Genomic DNA, 19569 nt, shown 5'->3' with positions numbered 1-19569 from the left:
CATGAAAAGCCACGGAAAAAACAGAATCGACAATCTCCAGTGGGCCGGGGCGGAAAACTACGGCTTCTCCCCCGTCCTCTACGGAGAAGATCTGGCGGGCAATCCGGATTTCTACTTAAACCTCATCCTGGGCCTCGCCGCAAAATACTTCGGCGCCGACACCTTGGAGCGCCTCTTCTCCTCTTGGTCCGGCCAAATGCAGCGGGAGAAATACGATCTCTTCGCCCTCTACCTTTTGGAAGAATGGGTTTATGGCCGCGAAGTCGATGAGCGCCCGGTGCTGTCGGATCTCAGGATCGACTTCGCCCGCCGCTTCTTAGACGACGCCCACGACCTGCGCCGGCGCACCCTGGCCCTTCGCGTGCCCCTTTTCTACGCCATGGAAATGAAGCGCACCCACGACATCCTGGGCCGCCCTTACAAAAAGCTCAACAAAAAAGAGGCGGCCATCTACGATGCTCTTCGCCTCCCCGAGGACACGACGGCGGAAAACCTCGTGGCCCGTGTGCCGGATCTCTTCGCCCGCTATCTGCACTACCGAGAACACACCCGGCGCCTGCCGCCTTGGCTTCCCGCCATCCATCTCTTTTCTATCCCCGGCTACATCTCCATCGAGCGCTCCAATGTGCCCGCCATGTTTCACAGAGAGGGCGAGGGCGGCGACATGCCCGTCGTCTTCAATTTCCTTCGCCGCATGAAAAAAGACCGGGAAGAGGAAATCGAAAAAACCTTCGGCAAAAACCTCTTCTCCGACGAAAAGAGCTTGGCACTGAACCGAGCCATTTGCACGGAAGGCCACAGAAAATCCCGCATCTACTTTACCCGGGGCATCGACGAGAAAGACAAGAGCGCGGATCAGGATTTAAACGCCCGCACCGTGCGCCGCCACCTCATGAAATTTCAGGAAAACAAAAACAGCTACAACCGCGCCATCAGCGACTTGACCCGGGCCTTTAAGTTGAAACTGGCCTCTGTCACCACCTTAGACGGCGAAGTAGCCCGCCGCGGCAAGCTCATTTCCCGCCGCGCCTTTCGCGCCGAAATCTCCAACCGCGCCGCCATCTTCGAGCGGAAAAACATGCACCCGGGGCCGAGCTTTCGCGTGGATCTCATCCTCGACGCCTCCGCCTCCCTCCTCGCTATCGAATCGACTATCGCCATCGAAGCCTACATTCTCTCCAAATCACTGGAAAACAACGGCATTCAAAACCGCATCCTCTGCTACCAAACGGTGGAGGACACCACCGTCATTACCATCTTGAAAGACTACGACGACGATGCCGACATGAAAAAAATCTTCCGCTACAAATCCATGGGCTGGAATCGGGACGGCCTCTTCTTCAAGGCCTACCCCGTCCTTCTCGACACCAAAGCGCCGCAGCTTTCCATCGTCCTCACCGACGCCAATCCCTGCGACTTTCATCCCCTTACGGGAAAGGGCCTGCGCCTGAACAAATCCTATTTCGAAGGGCCAGCCCTCGACGACACCGCCCGCTACCTGGACGCCCTGGCGCGAAAAAACGTGAAAATCCTCGCCCTCTTAAACAGCGATCACGTGGACAACGCGGAAAAACTCTATCGCCACCGCTTCGTGAAGATCCAAAAAATCGAACAGATCGCCCACGTGGCGGGCAAGTGGATCCAAAAAGAACTGGTGAAAATGAATTAGCAGATACGCAAAAAGGCGCCGAAATCGGCGCCTTCTTCCTATGGCGAAACAACCGAGTCCACGTCTCGGCTGCCTTCTTATTCTGTTATCGGATAATTAAATTCATACAATTGATCGCAAGGAGTTTCTATAATGATTCAATTGCTACTTCACTTCATTTTTACTTTTTACGCTCCAAAAGCCATCTTTTGCACTCCCTACATACTCAATTACATTCTCATCTGTTAATTTCTTCAGATCCCTTTTTATCGTAATTAATGAAACCGAAAACAGCTCCGACAACTCGAGAGAGGTGATTTCAGACTTATTCCTCATCATCTCAACGATTTTTTCACGCCGTTCGTCGGGTTTTAAGCGTTTGCTTCTGTTTTGAGTGTCATTTTGGGTGTCATTTTGGGTGTCATTTTCGGTATCATAATTTAAATTCTTTAGGATGGTTCTAAATGAGGATTCCGTCGATCGAAATAGCGGTATAAACTTGCTTTGATAGCCCTCCTCCAATTCATAGGCTTCCACAATCTTGCGAAGTCCGGAGCCGCGCCGTTCCATTAAGCCCATTCTCGAAAATAAATCCGCTAAGATTGGATTCCTTCGAATGGAAGATACATCCAAAGGGTCCAGCTCTTGAATAAAACTACCATCACACATTCCGCCCGGAGAATATATTTCTAATCTATCATCGTAAATATCCACGTGGACTTCACTTCCAACCACCGAATAATCCCTATGAATAAGGGCATTCACCAGCGCTTCTTGCACCGCCCTTTCAGGGTAATCGGGGTACTCAACACGATAAACGGGCCCCTTCTTCCACATCTTTTTTGAATTTCTTTTCACAAAATCCATCGACGCCTTTAAAAGGTAGATGATATTGCCTTCGAATTCTTCATCATCAAAAGCATCCATTCGTCCATTTGCCTTTGTAAGCCCGTTCCAACGTGTGCAAAATACCCTTGATTGATAAACTTGATATCCATCGGCAAACAACGCACCTGCGTTAGTAAGTTTGTCCTCATCATTGACTAAACCAAAAGATTTCAAATCTCTTTCGACAAGCTCCCGGTTCACCCTTTCTTTATACTCTAGAGAAAGCTCTCTAAAAGTCACATCATCTAATTTTTCTTTCGATTCTAAAGAGTCATAACTGATATGCTCGCCTTTCAACGAAAGATTAAATAAATCAATTCGATCCGCAGGGATACTTTGATTGCCCACCCTTTTGTAAGCTGTCCTCGTACCACCATCTAAAACAAAATAGGGCGTATTTTTTCCGGGAAAGATCGTTAGAACCAGAATAAATTTTCCATTTATCTCTTTTATTTCCATGTCAAAATCGGGAACAGAATCCATTTTAGTTTTAATAATCTCACTAATGTTTTCAGAGTCTTTTTTGTAGTCTTCAAGCCCGAGAACGACATTGTCTTCTTTAACTCCAAAGAATAATTTTCCTCCACGACTATTGGCGAAAGCTGATACAGATTTTAACCAAGACTTTGGTTTGTTCGTTTCCAACTTTTCTTTTTTATCATACAAATTTGTTTCTCCCGGATAATCTTTCAGATTCAAAGTAGTCCCCCTCTCAGCGATTATATTTTATTATATCATGTTCCTCGGTTTGCCATTCTCCCATAAATTCAACAAAAAAGCCCGCATCAGCGAGCTTTCGTGAGTCATTTACTTTGTGAAGAACCGCCTTCTTTAAAAAGATCCATCCCGTTCAGCACAATTGAAACTATGGTCAGAATCCACAGGGCGCGGCTCAAGGTGGGCATGGTGTCCATAAGCCCGCCCCAATCGCCACGGGCGACTCGGGCGGCGCCGTCACCGTAAAAAGCGCAGAGGGCCAGGGCCGTGAGGGACAAGCTCGCCCAACGAAAGATTTCCCGATGCTTGTCGAGCTTTACGAGATTGAATAGGGCGAACGCCGCGGCGCCGACGCCGAACACGAGCCACATCTTTTACTCCTTCCCTTCCGTCATCTGTGCCTTTGCCATTTTCTCCAGAGCATCCACATCCCCTTCCCGCACCACCGTCTGCGGTATATCCATTGCGAAAAATTCATCCTTCGGCTTTTGCGCCTCGCCCTTTTCGTTCACTCTATTTTCTGAAGTCAGGTCGACGGTATAGGCAGTCACATTCAAGCCTTCTTCATCCATAATCCCCTGAGCCCGTTGCAACACGGCCATGGCCGCTTTCGCCGCAACCTCGTCCCCCACGCCCTTTATCTGCGCTTGCAGCTTAAAGGGCAAATGCTTCATGTCCACGGGCTGATCCACCGTCAAATAGTCCCTGGGATCCACCTTGTCCCAAAAAGATAAGGTAATCTGATAGGGAAAGTCGTAGGCCTTCTCCAGCCCGCGTCCGTATTTGCGAATGGCATCGTCAAAGCGCATCATCGTGTTGTCGATGCGAAAGTCGTATGTATCCCTTTGCAGGCGGCCGAAGGAATCGAAACACAACTCAAAGGCCGAATCCACGCTGTTCTTATCTTGCAAATGCACGACGTACTCGGGAAGCTTAAAGTTATAAACCGCCTTTTCGCGAGACAAATCCAAATCGCCGTACTTTTCTGCGATCACTTTATCTGCCCCGCGCTCCGCCAAAGCCTTCGAAATAGGATTGCCGAAGATCGCGTTCACCGCCGCAAGAACAAGGAGAACAAAAATACCAATGGCGATCTTTTTACCACTTAATTTCATCGCAAGCCTCCCAAAAAACTTCCCAAAAGGGCCAAGGCGCCGTAAATCGCCACGTAAATCAAGGCCGATTCATTGTAAAAAATCCAAATCGACGGCAAGAAACACAAACACACCGCCAAAGGATAGAGCACATGAAAGCCCCGCATCCTGCCGTACGCAAAGGAAATGGCGAGGCAAAGGACGGGCATGGCGAAAAGCAAAACCATCATCGCCCCCGCCGTGTTCCTCATGCAAAGAGGCATAAGATAAAATACCGCGAGGATTCCCATAAGAAAGGGAACCATATTTTTAAAAACCTTCATAGCGCCTCCGAAACCTGAAAAAACTCTCTTTTCAACATTATACCCGCCGGAGAAAATCAATGGATCGATCCCACGCGATTCTTAGACGAAATACCCACATTGTAAAGGAATTGTCGCCCAAGGAAAAAGGCACCGCCTCCGGTGCCCTTTGCGAAATTGTTCGATAATTAGTTCTGCACAATATGTCTGATTGATTTCTCCGCTGAATCATATCTTCAAAATTTAACTTACGCCACATTGCCGTTTAAGGCTTTTACAATGTCCACGATGGAATTTAACTTCTCCCGCTCGTCTTTAAACAGCCGCGTGATGGATCCTAAGCTCTTAAAGGGTTCTTCGCTGAAGCCCATAAGACTCAAATATCCGTTGTGTTCGAAATATTCCATAATCATGCGCACAAACTGCCCTTGATCGAAACTAAGCTCGTATCGGTTCAGAAAATCGGCAAAGGCTCTTTGCACCGCTTCCGGAGACAAGCCGTTGATCTCTCGAATCAACTTTAAAATGGCCTTCTCGCCAAAGGTGTCGTCGTACTCCTTCTTCGTGCCCAAATCGTGCCATAGGATGGATTCCAAATGAGCCATGTCTTCGACGCTGAGCGGATCGTTGTTGTAGACCTTATTTAAAACAGCATCGTCCTTCACCCGGCTTCGAATGTGTTCCTCCACTCGGGCACGGTAATTTTCGAATTGGCCGACATTGCTAATAGAGCCGCCTTCATTCACAGTGAGAACATCGTCGGTGAAATCGCCGAACTTGCTACGAGTCGCCGGACGAGCCGGCAATAGGGACATCAGGTGTCGAAGCTCCGCCCGCATTTCTTCGATCATGAGCGGCGTGGCGTGAACCCAAAAATCTTCGGAGGCCAATTGATTTAGCTCAAAGGCCCGCGCCTCAATGGCAGGCAGATCCCGCTGCTTCTCCAACAGCGCCAAAGCCCAAGCCCGCACCTTTTCCATCGACCGTTCGTCGCTCTCACCCATGGCCCTCGCTCCGGCCAGTGTGTACATAGCCAAATCAAAGCGCTGAATTTTTTCGTCGTCGGTAATGGCATGAATAAGCGGAGCCAGTCGATCCTCCAACGTGTTTAAATCCCCGCGGGACATGCCCTTCCACGCCGCCTCATTTCCGAAGTAGTACACATAATTTAACTGCTCCCGCACCGCCACAAGCTCCGTGTTGAGCTTGCCGATGGCCGTTTTCCACTCGTCCGCCAACGCAACACGCCACCGACTGTACTCTTCGCCTTTGAAGGGCCCAGCCTCTAAAGCGTAAATCAAATGGGCCTTCGCCATGTAAATTCGCTCGGTGAGCGATCGGGTGATGGTCTCCGTCGAAGGCTTCGACGGCACACTAAATCGCTCCATATTTCCGCCGTAATCCAAAATCAAAAATGAAACCTTGTCCTCGCCCGGGCCGAACAAATCGGGGCAGAGCCGCGTTCCCCGCCCGACCATTTGCCAAAACATAGTCTTGGACAAGACCTTCTTGAAAAACACCAGATTCACCACTTCCGGCACATCGATTCCCGTGTCTAACATATTGACGGAAATCGCGATGCGCGGCATTTTTTCCTTGACGGAAAAGCGGTCGATGAGATCCTGGGCATACTGCACCGCGTGGGTGATCACATCGGCGTAGTCCGATCCCTTTTCCGGATAGAGCACATCGAATCGCTCCTTGATCAATTCCGCGTGGCGCTGATTGGCGGCGAAAATAATCGTCTTGCCGATTTCATTGCCCGTGCCGTCGCGAACGCCCCGCTCCATCAGCTCGTTAATCACAATATCCACGGTGTTTACATTAAAAAACCATTTGTTAATGGCACTTCCCGGCACCGTGTCCTCCCCGGCCTCCACGGCAAAGAGCTTTTCAAAACGCGCCTGCTCCTCCGGGCTCAGTTGATCGTAGTGAATCCCTTCTTCGGGAAATTTCAGCTTCACTTCCCGGGTGCGGTAATCCACCAAATAACCATTCTTTACCGCCTCGCCCATTTCGTAATAAAAGGTGGGATCTCCGACTTCCAAGCCGAAAATATCGTAGGTATTGCGGTCCAAATCCTCCCGCGGCGTGGCCGTCAGGCCCACGATCTTCGCGTCAAAGTAATCGAATATGGTCTTGTAGCGCTCGTAAATGGAGCGATGGGCTTCGTCGATAATAATCAAATCGAAATAGCCCACGGTGAAAAAGCGCTCCTTGCCCTCTAAGCGCATGCGGTCCATGGCGTTGATCATGGCGGGGTAAGTGGAAAAAAGCATGCGCGCCGTGGCGAGCTCCTCGGGGCGGGTTTTCCCCTCGCCCACCGATGCAATGGACAGATCCGGCAGCAATTGTCCGAAGGTCCTCATGGCCTGCTTCACCAAAGCCACGCGATCCGCCAAAAACAAAATCCGCGTCGCCCGATTGGCCCCCATCATCATGTCCACAATGCTCGCCGCCGTACGCGTTTTGCCCGTTCCCGTGGCCATGACCAAAAGCGCCGCCGGGTAATTGGCTTCGAAGCGCTCCATCACCGCCTTCACCGCCATAATCTGATACGGCCTGCCGGCAATGGAAGCCTTCGGCTGATCCACCGTCAAGGAGCGGGAAAGCCCCCGCCGATTCATGAGCCGCTCCAAATCCCGCCGACTGTAAAAGCCCGACACCCGCCGCTCGGCGCCGTCGTCGGTAAAGCGAATTTCAAAGCCGTTGGTCGTGAAGTAGAAAGGCCGGCGGCCGTAGCGCGCCTCCATGCACTCGGCGTAAAGACGGGCCTGATGCCTGCCATCGCCGGGGCTCTTCGCCGTTTTCTTCGCCTCAACCACGGCCAAAGGCTGCCCGTTTGTGCCATAAAGCACGTAATCCACATAGCCCTTGCCCGTGGAATTGGGCATCCCCGATACTTCCACCTCCGCTTCGGCATTTTTCCCTACGACCCAACCGGCCAGGGCCAGGTCCACGTCGATAAGCTCCTTGCGCGTCTGTGCCTCGGACACGTGATCCACCCGAAACGCTCCCTTGGCTTCGGCGGCAGCCCGCTTCTTCGTGAGGCGTGCCTGCATGGCGTCGTCAGTGGCTTCCCGCTGCTCGACAAGGGGCACATCGTCCTCTTCGGGGATGGGCTGCCCTTTTCCCTTCAGCACCACTTGATCCGCCGAAGGAATCAAATTTTCATCGAAAATCCGGGCCTCGTAGCGGGCGCCGTAGCAGTAATCGATCCACTGAATAAAGGCAAAAAGATTGCGCAGCGCCACCACGGCCTTGGTCTTTGAAATGATCTTGCCCGTGTGGGTGGCCAAGTTCCCCAACTTGATCACGTAAACGATTAAAGGCTCTAAATCCGCGTCGATGATGTTTAAAAAATCCACATGCCGCGTCAAGGTGCTTAAATTGTCCCGATAGGGAATGGATAGATCCCGATCCACCTTGTAAACCCACTTGACCGCAAGCTCCAGGGCGCGCCGAGTTGCCGCCGCGCAATTCACCGTGGAAATGAGCATGGAGCGCTCCGCATCCACCGCCGCCCGGGCGAAGTCGCTGTAATCCGATTGGGAAAGTAAAAAGTCGAAATTGCCGGCCATGGCCGCCTCCTTTCAATTAAGATTGGTTTAAATGCCCCGAAAAAGCCGCCTGCATGAGGGCGTCAAATAAAGTTTCCAGCTCCGAAAGGGATGCGCGGAGGGATTCCTTTTGCGCTTCGATGGTCGTGGCGACATCGGCGAAATGATTTTGCACGGCGATGGGGGGAAGGGTGATTTCGTAATCTTCCAAAAAACTTTTCGGAATCCGCTTTTGACCTGCCGAACCTGTCATCTGCATCTCGCCATAGGCGTTGAATCGCTTCGACCGCGTTACATAGAAAAGCCAGATCGGATTCAAATGAGATAAGTCTTTTGCTCTCAAAACATGGAATTCCGTTGTCCCGAATCCAATCCCATTGACCAGATCCTTCATCAATGCGCCCTTGCCGTTTTCAAAACAAGGCGTTATTTTTGCGACGACGACATCTCCATCTTTAAAGTAAGTAAAACCTTTATAGACCTCGCCCAGGGTTCTTTCTTGGGATAAATTTAGTTCGCCGGTCTCCGAAACATCTTCCATCGGCACGAAGGACACGGCGGTATTCGGGTCTAATTCTTTTACCTCTGATTTCTGAGGGTTAATTTTCGCCAGCTCCTTTAGCTTGACCTTTTCCCCTCCCGCTTTTTCTAATTCATTAAACACATTACCCACCAAGGCCTTCAGTTCCGCCAATCCCTCTTGGATTTCTCGCTCCAAGCCGTCGATTCGGGCCAGGATTTCTTCCGGGGGATCGTAGTCCACGGCTTCGTACTCAATTTCCTTGTACTTGTTAATGGAAAGGTCGTAGTCGTTTTCGGCGATTTCCTCTTTCGGCACCATAAAGGATTTGCCCGTGCGAGGCTTGTCTTTTTGATCCTCCATGGTTTTAAAGCATTGGATGATGTCGGGAATGTCGTTTTCTTCCACCGGGCTTCGATTGTCGTTTAAGCTGTAGCCGTCGGCGGTCATGTCGTAAAACCACACGTCCTCCGTGCCGCCAATGCCCGTTTTCGTAAAGAGCAGAATCCCCGTAGACACCCCGGCGTAGGGTTTAAATACGCCGCTGGGCATGGAGATCACGCCTTGAAGCCGGTGGTGCTCCACCAATTCTTTGCGCAGATTTTTGTGGGCCTTGGAGGAGCCGAAGAGCACGCCGTCGGGCACGATGACCGCCGCCCGTCCCCCGATTTGCAGCATTTCGAGAATCAGCTGCACAAAGAGTAGCTCGGTCTTTTTCGTTTTTATATTGGCCAAGAGATCCGGCGCCACGGATTCGCTGTCCAAGCTCCCTTTAAAGGGCGGGTTGGCAAGAATCAGGTTGTACACGCCTCGATCCGTGTTGTCCCGAGAAAGGGAATCCCGGTAGGCGATTTGAGGATCTTTCACGCGGTGGAGCATCATGTTCATGGCACCGATGCGAAGCATGGTGGTATCCATGTCATAGCCGTGAAACATACTGTGATGGTAGTGCCGCGCCTTGTCCTTGTCGTAAAAGAGTTCACGCTCATTCTTCCGCAGGTAGTTGGCGCAGGATGCCAAAAATCCCGCGGTGCCGGCGGCGGGATCGCAGATCACATCCGTGGGACGCGGCGCCATTAAATCCACCATCATGTCGATGATGTGGCGAGGCGTGCGGAATTGGCCGTTGGTGCCGGAGGTTTGTAGTTTCGATAAGAGGTATTCGTAAATATCGCCCTTCATGTCCGCGTTGTCTACGTCCAGCCGGTCCATGGCGTCCACCACCCGCTGCAAGGTGGCAGGTTTGTTAATGAGGAAGCGGGCATCTTTCATGTAGCGGGAAAAAGCCGTGTCGCCTTCGTCGCCCTGAAGGTTTTGAATAAAGGGGAAGATTTCTTCGCTGACGAGGCGAAACATATCTGCCGCCGGGAAATTTTTAAACTTATTCCAACGGTAGTGCTGTTTGTCGGCGGGAAAGATGCTGTGCACTTCCAGGCCCAGGAGCTCTCCGTCTTCTTCCTTTGCCAGTTCGATTTCGTCCAGATTTTTCATAAAGAGCAAATAAGTGATTTGTTCGATATTGGTTAAGGGATTGGTGGAACCTTCCGTCCAAAGGGTGGTCCAAATCCCGTCGATTCTGTTGCGCGTTTCGCCTGTGAGCATGGCTTTCTCCCCTTTCTTTATCTTTTTATCATATCATAGGATGAATACGTTTTTCCACGCTCTCGCCCCACAAAAAAAGTCCACCGGGTTTCCCCGATGGATGCTTATTCCTCCCTTACCCGGTAGATGAAATCGCCGCGGTAAAAGATGTCCATGTTGATTTCCAAAGCCTCGTCGTCGCGGCTCAGGTAGCCGGTGATGAAGCAGATTTTGTGGCCGTGGTAGGTGCTCATGATGTCTATGGCTTTGAATTTTGAATCAAAGGCGGTGAGGAAGGTTGTGAGGGTCATTTTTTCGCCGACGAAGCTGCCCACATTGCCCGCTAAGACGTTTTTGTATTCCAAAATCGTCACGTAGGAATCTTCGAAAGACACGCCGGTGATGACGACCTCTCCGTCCACCATGGTATCGGCCTGTATATCGACAAAGCCGTATTGGGGAAGGAGGCGCAGCTCTTCCATTTCGTAATCGTAGTCCATGGCGATGATGTGGGCGTCGTGGAGGCTGAAGCGATCGCCTGTTTCATGTTTTCTCTTGTAATCTATCATGTCATCTCCTTTATTGTCCATACCGCTCGGGCGAATAGGCGCATCGCCCACACAGGCCTTGTTTGCGCCCGTTGATTTCATCGGCTATGCCCGTGTCCCTCTTTTTCTTTCGCCACGTAAAACAGCCACAGAGGCGTTCTCCGTGGCTGTATTCCTTACAGATCTCTGATGCCCACCAGTTCCGATTTCACCAAGAGGCGCTTGTTGTTTTTCGGATAGGGGTGGCAGCTCATGAGGTAGAGCTTGGTCTTGTCTTCTTCGCGAATGAAGCGGCTCCAGTCGTCGGGCTCCACCACCTCGTCTCCGTAGACTTTATAGTAAAGGACCTGTTTGCGGGTGGTGATTTTTATTTCGTCGCCGGGCTCCAGTTTGTTGATGTGCAAAAAGAAATCCAGGCCCTTGCCCGATCCCCGATGGCCGGCCAGGACGGTGATGGTGTTTTTCTCCGTGCTCGGCGGATCCGTGGTTTTCACCACACCGGCCCCGAGGAGGAGATTTTTTTTGCTCGTGTTGTCGAAAATGGGGAGCACCACGTCGATTTTGTCGATGCGGATCACGCCCAAGGCGTTTTCGTAGGTGATGGCGTCTTCCTGAAGGGATTTCGCCGCGCCTTTCTCGGCTGCCGCCGGCTTTTTGGCGGCGGCTTTTTTCTTGCTCGCCTCTTTCAGCATGGCTTCTTCCATGGCCAGGGCGATTTTTTTCTGCTTTTCGTTTTTCAAATGCACCTTCACGGGAATCGCCGCCCCGATAAGGAGAAGGGAAATCCCCAGAAGTATCAGGAATTTCCCTTGTCTGTTTTTGTGTTTACTTGACTTCATCGACGGATTCTCTCCGCTTTTTAAGGCCGATGCCGAGGATTACCGCGCCCACTGCGGCGAGGCCCACGGCGTAGAACACGGGGCTGATGCCGTCGCCGGTCTTGGGCAGACGGCCGTTGCTCGGAGCGGCGGTGGTGGTGCCGGTCGTCGTGCGCGTGCCCGTGGCGGAGATGGGATCGCCGTAGACGACGATTCTGCCGTCTTTTGCGGTGACGGTGTCACCGGATTGGAGCTTGCCCAGGGTGATGCTGCCGTCGCGATTCACTCCAAAGTTAAAGTCGCGGGCCAGTTGATAGCCTTGGGGCGCCGTCTTCGTGTGGAAGCGGTAGCTGCCTTGTTGCAATTGGGTCTTGTAGCCCGTGGTGGAAGTGGTCCAGCTTTCCAGCAATTTGCCGTTTTGGTAAATTTCCACGACAGCGCCTTCGAGGAGGGTGCCGTCTTTTTTCGCCACGTCGAATTCTACCCAGTGGTTTTTGGCTTCGGGTTTCGTGTCGGTGGTCGGTTTCTTTTGATTGTTTTGTCCCGGTTTTTCCTCGGGCTTCTTGTTGGGATCTTCCTCGAGCTTGCCGCCCGATTCGCCGACGCAGATGTGGCCGCCTTCTTTCAGTTTCACGTTTTCGCCTAATTGAATGCCGCGAAGGACGATGGATCCGTCGGTTTTCACTTCGAATTCAAAGTCTTTGGCGATTTTGTGGCCCAAGACGACAGCGGCTTCGTGGTATCTGTAGACGCCGGCTTCCAGTTCCAGCTTGTGGTGATCGGATCCGCTCTTCCAGGAGGCGATTTTGGTTCCGTCTTTGTAGATTTCGATTTCGGCTCCGAGAAGGAGCTTGCCGAGGGAATCGACTCTCGAGAACGTGACGACGCGCTTAGCGCTTTTGCTGACCAAGGTCAGTTCTTGATAGGGCCCCAAGTTGGTAAGGCCAGATGATGGCGAAATGACTTTTCCGTCTTTCATCGTGAATTGAATTGGCTCTGCCGCCTCATAGCCGTAGCGCACATTGGTTTGGGAGAAAACATAGGCACCGTCGGGAAGCTCGGATAAATTCACCCCGATGGCCCTTTCGCCACTGACCAAACTGATGACTTTGCCGTTATTGCCTTGAATCTTTAGTTCCAGCCCGACAATGCCCTTGCCGTTGCTGTCTTTCAGGCCGAAGAAAACTTGAGGTTCCACGGGCTCTGCCTTTAAGAACAGGGTATAGTTGCCGTCTTTGGTTTCCAGATATTCTTTATCGGCTTCGGCAGGTACGACTTTACCATCATCTTTGATTTCAAATTTGATGGTGTCTTTTCCAAACTTATAGCCCTCGGGCAATTTGGTTACGGTCAGTTCATATTCGCCCTTATCCCGCGGCAATTCAACAGGCTGATCCTTCGTTACAAATGTTTTTTCAAACGTCTTGCCGTCTTGTTTTATTGTGACATTTGCTCCGGCCAAATCCTTGTTGTCGATGCCGCGAAGGCTGAAGAAGAGTTTACCCGTTTCTTTTTTAGCTTCAAGGAATAGACATTGGTCATTGCCAATCATCTTTAGTTGTTTGGGCTCGGGGTTGATTTTTCCGTGCTCATCAATCGTAAACTCAATGGGATCGGCTTTCTCGTAGCCTTCAGGTGCTTCACTTTGTAAAAGTACATAGTCTCCGGGACGCAATTCATAGAAACCGAATCCCGATTCGCTTGACCATTGATGTATAACTTTTTCACTGTCTTTATCCATGATTTGCAACACCGCACCGGTTACGTTGTTTCCGAGTTTCTCTTTTATACCGAAGAAAGTTTTACCATCCTGTCTTTCAGCTTCCAAAACCAGGACCTTTTTCTCGTCGATTACCTTCACATGATCATCGGCTCCTGTTATCGTTCCTTTGTCAGTAACTTCAAAATTAACAGGCTTTGCAGGCTTGTAGCCCGGAGTTACTGAACTATTTACAAATATATATTTCCCGGCGGGCAAGCTGACTTCGATTGCCGATTGTCCACTCGTCCAAGGAGCAACGATGTCATGATCCCCGCTTTCTTTAACGATGCGCAATCCTGCTCCGTCAATATTCTTGCCTGACTCGTCGAGGAGACTGAAAAGATTTTTGAACTTCTCTTTCTCTTTCGGGTCCGCGCCCTGTGCTGCGCCTTCACCAGAGCGTGCCTGTGCACTTCCCGCCGTTCTATTTTTTTCCCGGCTACCCTCTGTAGATCTCATCGATTTAGAGGGACGCAGGTTTTCAATAAACGCGACTATCCCGGACTTCTCTTTCTTCGACTCTTCCACGGACACAGCCGCCGTCTTATTTGGCGATGCCTTCGCCGGCTTGGCCGCCATCGTCGGGGCCACGGTGGCAAAAACAAAAGTCATGGCTAACAGTAGAGCTGTTAATTTTCTCTTCATTTCGTCACTCCTTCTAAAACAACTAAGGCTCGAGGTCGCAGGGTCGAAACGATTTCCACGCGCGCAGCGCTATGTATCGGTTTCCCTCCGGGTCCCTACCAATCGAAAAGGACTATCCTTCTATAATCAAATAAAGCCTTTTACCAAATTCATCTCGGTTTCTCCTATTATATCACGATTTATTTATCTTATGTGTATAAATGCCATATTCCCTCCCTAATCGGCGCACCATTTTCCGCTTCCCGGCGGCAATTTTTGCAATCGGCTCCCCTTTTCTTTTCGGGCATAAAAAAACGCACCTTTTCAGGTGCGCAATCTGGTGGACAGTACTGGACTTGAACCAGCGACCCCTACGATGTCAACGTAGTGCTCTACCAACTGAGCTAACTCTCCAAACCGTTTCGGTAACTATTAGTATACCAAGCTTTTACGAAAATGGCAAGAGAATTTTACAGGGCGCAGTTTTTCGTGGGCCGTTGCGGCGCGAAAGCACCGGCCTTTATTCGGCGGCGCCCACGCAGCGATCGTTGTCCATGATAAAAGGCGGCGCCACGTCGGGATCCCGATCTTCTTTGAATTTATCGGCTAAATAGGCGTAGCAGGCGGCTTTCGTAGGAAATTTCAGGGCTTGGTAGGGCTCTTCGAAGGAAATTTTTTCCACAAAGATGTAGCCGTCTCGGTCTTTTACGAGGACGCCGACGTGGCCGATAAACAGGTAATTGCCGTCCAGATTGTCGTGGAGCACCACGGACACCATGGAGGCGTCGGCGGGAAAGGTGATTTGAGACAGAAATTTTTCCATGACGCGGCCCTGATGGGCGGCATCTCGGCTGTCGTCGGTCTTCACGCGGCTGAACAGGCGCCTGAAGGCGGCGGTTTCCCCGTCGGCGAGCAGAGGACGGGCGGCCAGGGCTTCATTGTCCATAAAAAGCATGGCGTCGTCTACGGCGAGGCCCTCGGGTACGACCAGGCCGTCTTTTAAGAGGAGAAAGGCGTTGATCCGACAATTGGTGTCGGGTGCTTTCGCCTTGCTTTTGTCCCGCGCGTCGATGATTTTTCCCACGTCGTAGACCGGGGCGCCCTTATTGCCGAAAGCGGCGGGCAAAAGGGCTTCCCCTACGGAGGCGTTGTAGTCGCGAACCAGATCGAAAAAGCGGTCCACGTCCTTCGGGTTTAAAGGGCCCTTTAAGGCGTCTTGCACCTGTCGGGCATCCGCCGGCTCAACTAAATTGGATGTGGGCGCAAAGGCGGCCCGGCGCCCTTCGGGGGCGTCCGCCTTATTGCCGGCAGGCTGATTTCGGCAGGCGGCGAGGGCCACAAGGCACAGCCCCAACAAAATGATTTTTCTTCGCTTCATAATTCATTCCCTACTTTTCTTTTCGGTTTTTGTCGAGCCGAAGCGAGTTGCTCCGAACGGCTTCCGTTCTCCGCGCCTTCGCGGGCTCTTTTTCCACCCATGATCATACCCGTTTTTTCCCCACAAAAAAAGCCCCTACCCATGGGGTAAGAGCTTTTTGAAACGAAATGATTAGTCGATTTCTTCCTTGGCGGCTTTGACTTTTTTGTATTGTTCGATTAATTTCGGCAAAATCTTGTGTAAGTCGCCAACGATACCTAAGTCAGCTACATCAAAGATCGGTGCTGCGTCGCTCTTGTTAATAGCGATGATGAGGCCCGATTCTTCCATCCCTGCCAAGTGTTGGATGGCTCCGGAAATACCGAGAGCGAAGTAGATGTCGGGGCGAACGGTTTTACCCGTTTGACCGACTTGACGTGCTTTTTCGATCCAGCCTGCGTCGACGGAAGCACGAGAGGAGGAAATTTCACCTTCCATGGCTTCTGCCAATTCAGCCAACAAGTCGAAACCTTCCGGTCCACCGAGACCGCGACCGCCGGAAACCAGGATTCTGGCTTCGGTAATGTCGAGTTTCTTCTTTTCTTCTTTTGCTACTTCGATGATCTTGACGTTCATGTCGGCATCCGTTAAACCGACATCTTCCATAATGACTTCGCCCTTGCGATCGTTGTCGTTTTCCATGGGGGTCATAACGCCGGGGCGAACCGTAGCCATTTGAGGACGGAAGTTTTGGCATACGATGGTAGCCATTAAGTTACCGCCGAATGCGGGACGGGTCATGCGAAGCAATCTGGTTTCAGAGTCGATTTCAAGACCTGTACAGTCGGCCGTCAAACCGGTGTGGATACGAGCGGCCAAACGGGGTGCCAAGTCACGACCGATGGAGGTAGCGCCGAAGAGCACGATTTCCGGGTCGTATCTTTCAACGATGGTGTAAATGGACTTTGCGTAGGGCTCGGTCACATATTCCTTTACTAAGGGATGATCGACGACGATAACCTTGTCGGCACCGTGGTGGATCAAAACGTCGGCTTTTGCCTTGACGTTTTCGCCTAATAAGATGGCGTAAACTTCTTGGCCAAGGTCGTCGGCTAATTCTCTGGCCTTACCAATCAGTTCCGTCGATACTTTTTGTAATTCTCCATCTCGCTGTTCAGCGATGACAAATACATTTTTACTCATTTCTTTCACGCTCCTTGTTTGGCCAATGTTAAATCAAGTACTTTTCTTCCAACTTGGAGATGATGGCGTGTGCTGCCTCTTCGGGCGAGAGATCGCGGAGAACTTCGCCGGCGCCCTTGCCTTGTTTTGCTTCGGACTTAACAACCTTCGTCGGGGAGCCCTTCAAACCTAAGTTGGACACATCTACATTGTCTTTTACATCATCTAAAGACCAAACAGTTACGTCTTTTTCGTATGCATCATAGACGCCGGAAACGGTCATGTAGCGCGGTTCGGCAAGTTCAGCCAACGCGGTGATGACACAGGGAGTCTTGATTTCGATTAAGTGGTAGCGGTCTTCGAATTGACGTTTTACACGGATGGTGTTTTCGTCAACAACTTCTAAACCTTCGGCATAAGATACTTGAGGCAGACCCAAGTGTTCAGCCATTTGCGGACCGACTTGCGCCGTGTCGCCGTCGATTGCTTGACGTCCGGCGAGGATCAAGTCGAAGTCGCCGATGGTCTTTAAGCCGGCAGCGATGGTTTGGCTGGTAGCCCACGTATCGGCACCACCGAATGCGCGGTCGGATAAGAGGATCGCGTCATCGGCACCCATAGCTAAAGCTTCTCTTAAGAGATCTTCCGCTTGCGGGGGTCCCATGGAAAGAACCGTTACCGTGGTGCCCGGGTTTTCGTCCTTAATACGCAAAGCCATTTCGATGGCGGCCTTGTCGTCGGGGTTGATAATGCTCGGAACACCGTCTCTGATCAGTGTATTCGTCTTCGGATCCAAACGGACTTCCGTTGTATCCGGTACCTGTTTTGCACAGACAATAATTTTCATGGTAAACGCCTCCTGTTATTTAACACCCATCCAGCCAGCAATAACCATACGCATAACTTCCGAAGTACCTTCGTAGATTTCGGTAATCTTCGCGTCGCGCATCATACGTTCAACCGGGTAGTCCTTAATGTAGCCGTAACCGCCGAGAAGTTGAACCGCTCTGTTGGTAAGTTCCGATGCCGTTTCAGCAGCAAACAATTTTGCCATAGCTGCATAGTGGCCGTAGGGAATCTTCTTGCCTTTTGCATCGGCTGCGCGGTAAACCAAAAGTCTGGCTGCATCGGCCTTGGTTTGCATGTTGGCCAAGGTGAATTGCGTGTTTTGGAATTGAGATAACCGCTTACCGAATTGCGATCTTTCCTTCGTGTATTGAACCGCTTCGTCGATGGCGCCTTGAGCGATACCTGCTGCTTGGGAAGCGATACCGATACGGCCGCCGTCTAAGGTCTTCATAGCAACGGCAAAGCCCTTGCCTTCTTTACCTAAGAGATTTTCCTTGGGAATGCGGCAATCTTCCATAATCAATTCGCAAGTGGAAGAAGCGCGGATACCCATCTTGTTTTCAGCTTCACCGACGCGGAAGCCCGGTGCGTCGCGGTCAACGATAAAGGCGGAAATGCCGTGGTTGCCCTTGCTGCGGTCGGTCATCGCGAAAATAACGAATACATCGGCGATACCGGCGTTGGTGATAAAGATCTTGGTTCCGTTTAATACCCATTCGTCGCCGTCTAATACAGCAATGGTTTGTTGGCCCGAAGCATCGGTACCTGCGTTCGGTTCGGTCAAACCGAAAGCGCCCAATTTCTTCCCGCTCAATAAGTCGGGTAAGTATTTCATCTTTTGTTCTTCCGTACCGTTTTCGTAAATCGGTGCACAGCACAGAGAAGTATGTGCAGATACGATAACGCCCGTGCTCGCGCACTTCTTGGAAAGTTCTTCAACGAGCATGGAGTATGCGAGGTAATCGCCGCCTTGTCCGCCGTATTCCTTCGGGAACGGAACGCCGAAGAATCCGGCCTTTGCCATCTTCTTGATGTTTTCCATGGGCGGTTCGCCGGTCTCGTCAATGTCACCGGCGATGGGTTCTACTTCTGTTTCAGCAAACTCCCGATAGAGTTGGCGCAACAGTAGATGTTGTTTGTCCATAATAAAATCCATATTCAAATCCCCCTTGTTTCGACAAGATTTGTACAAGAACATCGTACATAGGCAGTGTGTGAACCATTTCGTTTGAAAGATGTCCTCGGACACCGCTTACCTCTATTATAAACGATATTTTAACAATGTTAAGCCCTTTTTGTCAGATTTTTCACTTTTATTTTTTTCTTCCCCTTCGAAAAACCGTGTAACCCTTGCAAATACAGGCTTTCCGCCGAAAAAATAATTTAAAAAAAGATTCGAAAATTTTACCGAAAAAACCGAAAGACTGCCCCCAACCCACTTTTCACTCCCGAAGAAGCCCTCTGAAAACATTTCGATGGACAAAAATTTTTCAAATTCACGGGCGAAAATAAAAGCATTTCCATGTGAAAAAACCATGAATGCCATCCACCGAAACCCATCCCCTTTCTTCATTAATAAAAGGCCGAAAACGCCCGGCGAAAATAAACTTATTTCGGCGGAAAAAAACGGAGCGGTCGGCATCTGTTCTTAGAAAAAACCCGCAACGAAATGCCCGCGGAAAAAAGCACACAAAAAAGGAACCGAGCCTGCGCTCGATTCCTTATGCTTCGAAAAACCGAATATCGCTTCATCGTTGATCAAGGAGACGAGAGAACACCGCCGACGCTTCTTCCGACCGGCCGACGTCCAAATCCCCGATCCCTTCTCTCAAGAGATCCAAAAGCGCCTCTTTCGATAAACTCGCCGCATCCGGCGAGGGCTCCGGCAATACAACCGAAAAAGGAAGCCCGCGCTTTAATATAATTTGCCGATAAAAAAGTTCGATGGCGGCAGAAGGCGCCAAGCCGATTTCCTTTAAAATGGCTTCCGCTTCGCTCTTTACTTCGGGCACCATGCGCACATTGACATTCGCCGATTTTGCCATAATCACCCCCCCTTATTTTCAGTATAGTCCCTGTGTATTTACAATGTCAACACAATCGTTTCTTATCCGTGCAC

16 protein-coding genes and 1 tRNA gene are annotated in these 19569 nt (G+C 50.9%); 1 reads left to right on the top strand and 16 read right to left on the bottom strand.

Annotation, left to right across the window (positions count from 1 at the left end):
* Position 1: 1 nt before the first annotated feature.
* A complete protein-coding gene (locus DG046_RS06050; protein ID WP_108831605.1) occupies positions 2-1669 on the top strand; it encodes a hypothetical protein in 1668 nt (555 codons plus the stop codon).
* A gap of 144 nt (positions 1670-1813) precedes the next feature.
* Here the strand turns inward: DG046_RS06050 and DG046_RS06045 are convergent, their stop codons facing one another.
* From DG046_RS06045 to DG046_RS05970, 16 genes are all read right to left on the bottom strand, one after another.
* Positions 1814-3235 (bottom strand): AlbA family DNA-binding domain-containing protein, encoded by a 1422-nt coding sequence (locus tag DG046_RS06045; protein ID WP_108831604.1) that lies wholly within the window; start codon positions 3233-3235, stop codon positions 1814-1816.
* A gap of 104 nt (positions 3236-3339) precedes the next feature.
* On the bottom strand, positions 3340-3624 hold the full coding sequence (locus tag DG046_RS06040) for a hypothetical protein (RefSeq protein ID WP_108831603.1): 285 nt from the start codon (positions 3622-3624) through the stop codon (positions 3340-3342).
* 3 nt (positions 3625-3627) lie between these two features.
* Positions 3628-4368, bottom strand: a complete 741-nt coding sequence (locus tag DG046_RS06035) for a YfjL-like protein (protein ID WP_108831602.1) — start codon at positions 4366-4368, stop codon at positions 3628-3630.
* Positions 4365-4670, bottom strand: coding sequence for a hypothetical protein (locus DG046_RS06030; protein ID WP_108831601.1), 306 nt, complete (start codon positions 4668-4670; stop codon positions 4365-4367). Before DG046_RS06030 ends, DG046_RS06035 begins: the two co-directional genes overlap by 4 nt.
* A 227-nt stretch (positions 4671-4897) precedes the next feature.
* Positions 4898-8230 (bottom strand): DEAD/DEAH box helicase family protein, encoded by a 3333-nt coding sequence (locus tag DG046_RS06025; protein WP_108831600.1) that lies wholly within the window; start codon positions 8228-8230, stop codon positions 4898-4900.
* A 16-nt stretch (positions 8231-8246) separates the two neighbouring features.
* The gene (locus DG046_RS06020) at positions 8247-10331 is read right to left on the bottom strand and encodes an N-6 DNA methylase (protein ID WP_159082078.1); all 2085 of its coding nucleotides are present in this window, start codon (positions 10329-10331) and stop codon (positions 8247-8249) included.
* A gap of 104 nt (positions 10332-10435) precedes the next feature.
* On the bottom strand, positions 10436-10879 hold the full coding sequence (locus tag DG046_RS06015; protein ID WP_159082077.1) for a hypothetical protein: 444 nt from the start codon (positions 10877-10879) through the stop codon (positions 10436-10438).
* Between the two features lie 155 nt (positions 10880-11034).
* Positions 11035-11697, bottom strand: coding sequence for a class C sortase (locus DG046_RS06010; RefSeq protein WP_234411471.1), 663 nt, complete (start codon positions 11695-11697; stop codon positions 11035-11037).
* On the bottom strand, positions 11684-14083 hold the full coding sequence (locus tag DG046_RS06005; RefSeq protein ID WP_108831598.1) for an MSCRAMM family protein: 2400 nt from the start codon (positions 14081-14083) through the stop codon (positions 11684-11686). The genes DG046_RS06010 and DG046_RS06005 overlap by 14 nt, the downstream gene beginning before the upstream one ends.
* Before the next feature lie 317 nt (positions 14084-14400).
* Positions 14401-14476, bottom strand: a tRNA-Val gene (locus DG046_RS06000).
* Between the two features lie 106 nt (positions 14477-14582).
* Positions 14583-15440, bottom strand: coding sequence for a DUF4300 family protein (locus DG046_RS05995; protein ID WP_108831597.1), 858 nt, complete (start codon positions 15438-15440; stop codon positions 14583-14585).
* Positions 15441-15611: 171 nt separating this feature from the next.
* A complete protein-coding gene (locus DG046_RS05990) occupies positions 15612-16622 on the bottom strand; it encodes an electron transfer flavoprotein subunit alpha/FixB family protein (RefSeq protein ID WP_108831596.1) in 1011 nt (336 codons plus the stop codon).
* A 28-nt stretch (positions 16623-16650) separates the two neighbouring features.
* Complete coding sequence (locus DG046_RS05985; protein ID WP_108831595.1) at positions 16651-17448, bottom strand: electron transfer flavoprotein subunit beta/FixA family protein; 798 nt, start codon at positions 17446-17448, stop codon at positions 16651-16653.
* A 15-nt stretch (positions 17449-17463) separates the two neighbouring features.
* Entirely contained in the window at positions 17464-18606 is a 1143-nt protein-coding gene (locus DG046_RS05980; RefSeq protein ID WP_108831594.1) for an acyl-CoA dehydrogenase, read from the bottom strand.
* A 105-nt stretch (positions 18607-18711) separates the two neighbouring features.
* Complete coding sequence (locus tag DG046_RS05975) at positions 18712-18996, bottom strand: hypothetical protein (protein WP_159082076.1); 285 nt, start codon at positions 18994-18996, stop codon at positions 18712-18714.
* 202 nt (positions 18997-19198) lie between these two features.
* Positions 19199-19495, bottom strand: a complete 297-nt coding sequence (locus DG046_RS05970; RefSeq protein WP_234411470.1) for a type II toxin-antitoxin system RelB/DinJ family antitoxin — start codon at positions 19493-19495, stop codon at positions 19199-19201.
* Between the last annotated feature and the right edge of the window lie 74 nt (positions 19496-19569).

This window comes from Aedoeadaptatus coli, assembly GCF_900343085.1.
Taxonomy (GTDB): Bacteria; Bacillota; Clostridia; order Tissierellales; family Peptoniphilaceae; genus Aedoeadaptatus; species Aedoeadaptatus coli.
Note: the sequence above shows the minus strand (reverse complement) of the source record. Positions and strands in the feature narration are given on the sequence as shown.

Coding starts and splice junctions, on each gene's coding strand:
- DG046_RS06010 (WP_234411471.1), bottom strand. CDS start 11,697: ATGAAGTCAAGTAAACACAAAAACAGACAAGGGAAATTCCTGATACTT.
- DG046_RS06025 (WP_108831600.1), bottom strand. CDS start 8,230: ATGGCCGGCAATTTCGACTTTTTACTTTCCCAATCGGATTACAGCGAC.
- DG046_RS05995 (WP_108831597.1), bottom strand. CDS start 15,440: ATGAAGCGAAGAAAAATCATTTTGTTGGGGCTGTGCCTTGTGGCCCTC.
- DG046_RS05970 (WP_234411470.1), bottom strand. CDS start 19,495: ATGGCAAAATCGGCGAATGTCAATGTGCGCATGGTGCCCGAAGTAAAG.
- DG046_RS05985 (WP_108831595.1), bottom strand. CDS start 17,448: ATGAAAATTATTGTCTGTGCAAAACAGGTACCGGATACAACGGAAGTC.
- DG046_RS06015 (WP_159082077.1), bottom strand. CDS start 10,879: ATGATAGATTACAAGAGAAAACATGAAACAGGCGATCGCTTCAGCCTC.
- DG046_RS06020 (WP_159082078.1), bottom strand. CDS start 10,331: ATGCTCACAGGCGAAACGCGCAACAGAATCGACGGGATTTGGACCACC.
- DG046_RS06005 (WP_108831598.1), bottom strand. CDS start 14,083: ATGAAGAGAAAATTAACAGCTCTACTGTTAGCCATGACTTTTGTTTTT.
- DG046_RS06050 (WP_108831605.1), top strand. CDS start 2: ATGAAAAGCCACGGAAAAAACAGAATCGACAATCTCCAGTGGGCCGGG.
- DG046_RS05975 (WP_159082076.1), bottom strand. CDS start 18,996: ATGGCATTCATGGTTTTTTCACATGGAAATGCTTTTATTTTCGCCCGT.
- DG046_RS05980 (WP_108831594.1), bottom strand. CDS start 18,606: ATGGATTTTATTATGGACAAACAACATCTACTGTTGCGCCAACTCTAT.
- DG046_RS05990 (WP_108831596.1), bottom strand. CDS start 16,622: ATGAGTAAAAATGTATTTGTCATCGCTGAACAGCGAGATGGAGAATTA.
- DG046_RS06035 (WP_108831602.1), bottom strand. CDS start 4,368: ATGAAATTAAGTGGTAAAAAGATCGCCATTGGTATTTTTGTTCTCCTT.
- DG046_RS06030 (WP_108831601.1), bottom strand. CDS start 4,670: ATGAAGGTTTTTAAAAATATGGTTCCCTTTCTTATGGGAATCCTCGCG.
- DG046_RS06040 (WP_108831603.1), bottom strand. CDS start 3,624: ATGTGGCTCGTGTTCGGCGTCGGCGCCGCGGCGTTCGCCCTATTCAAT.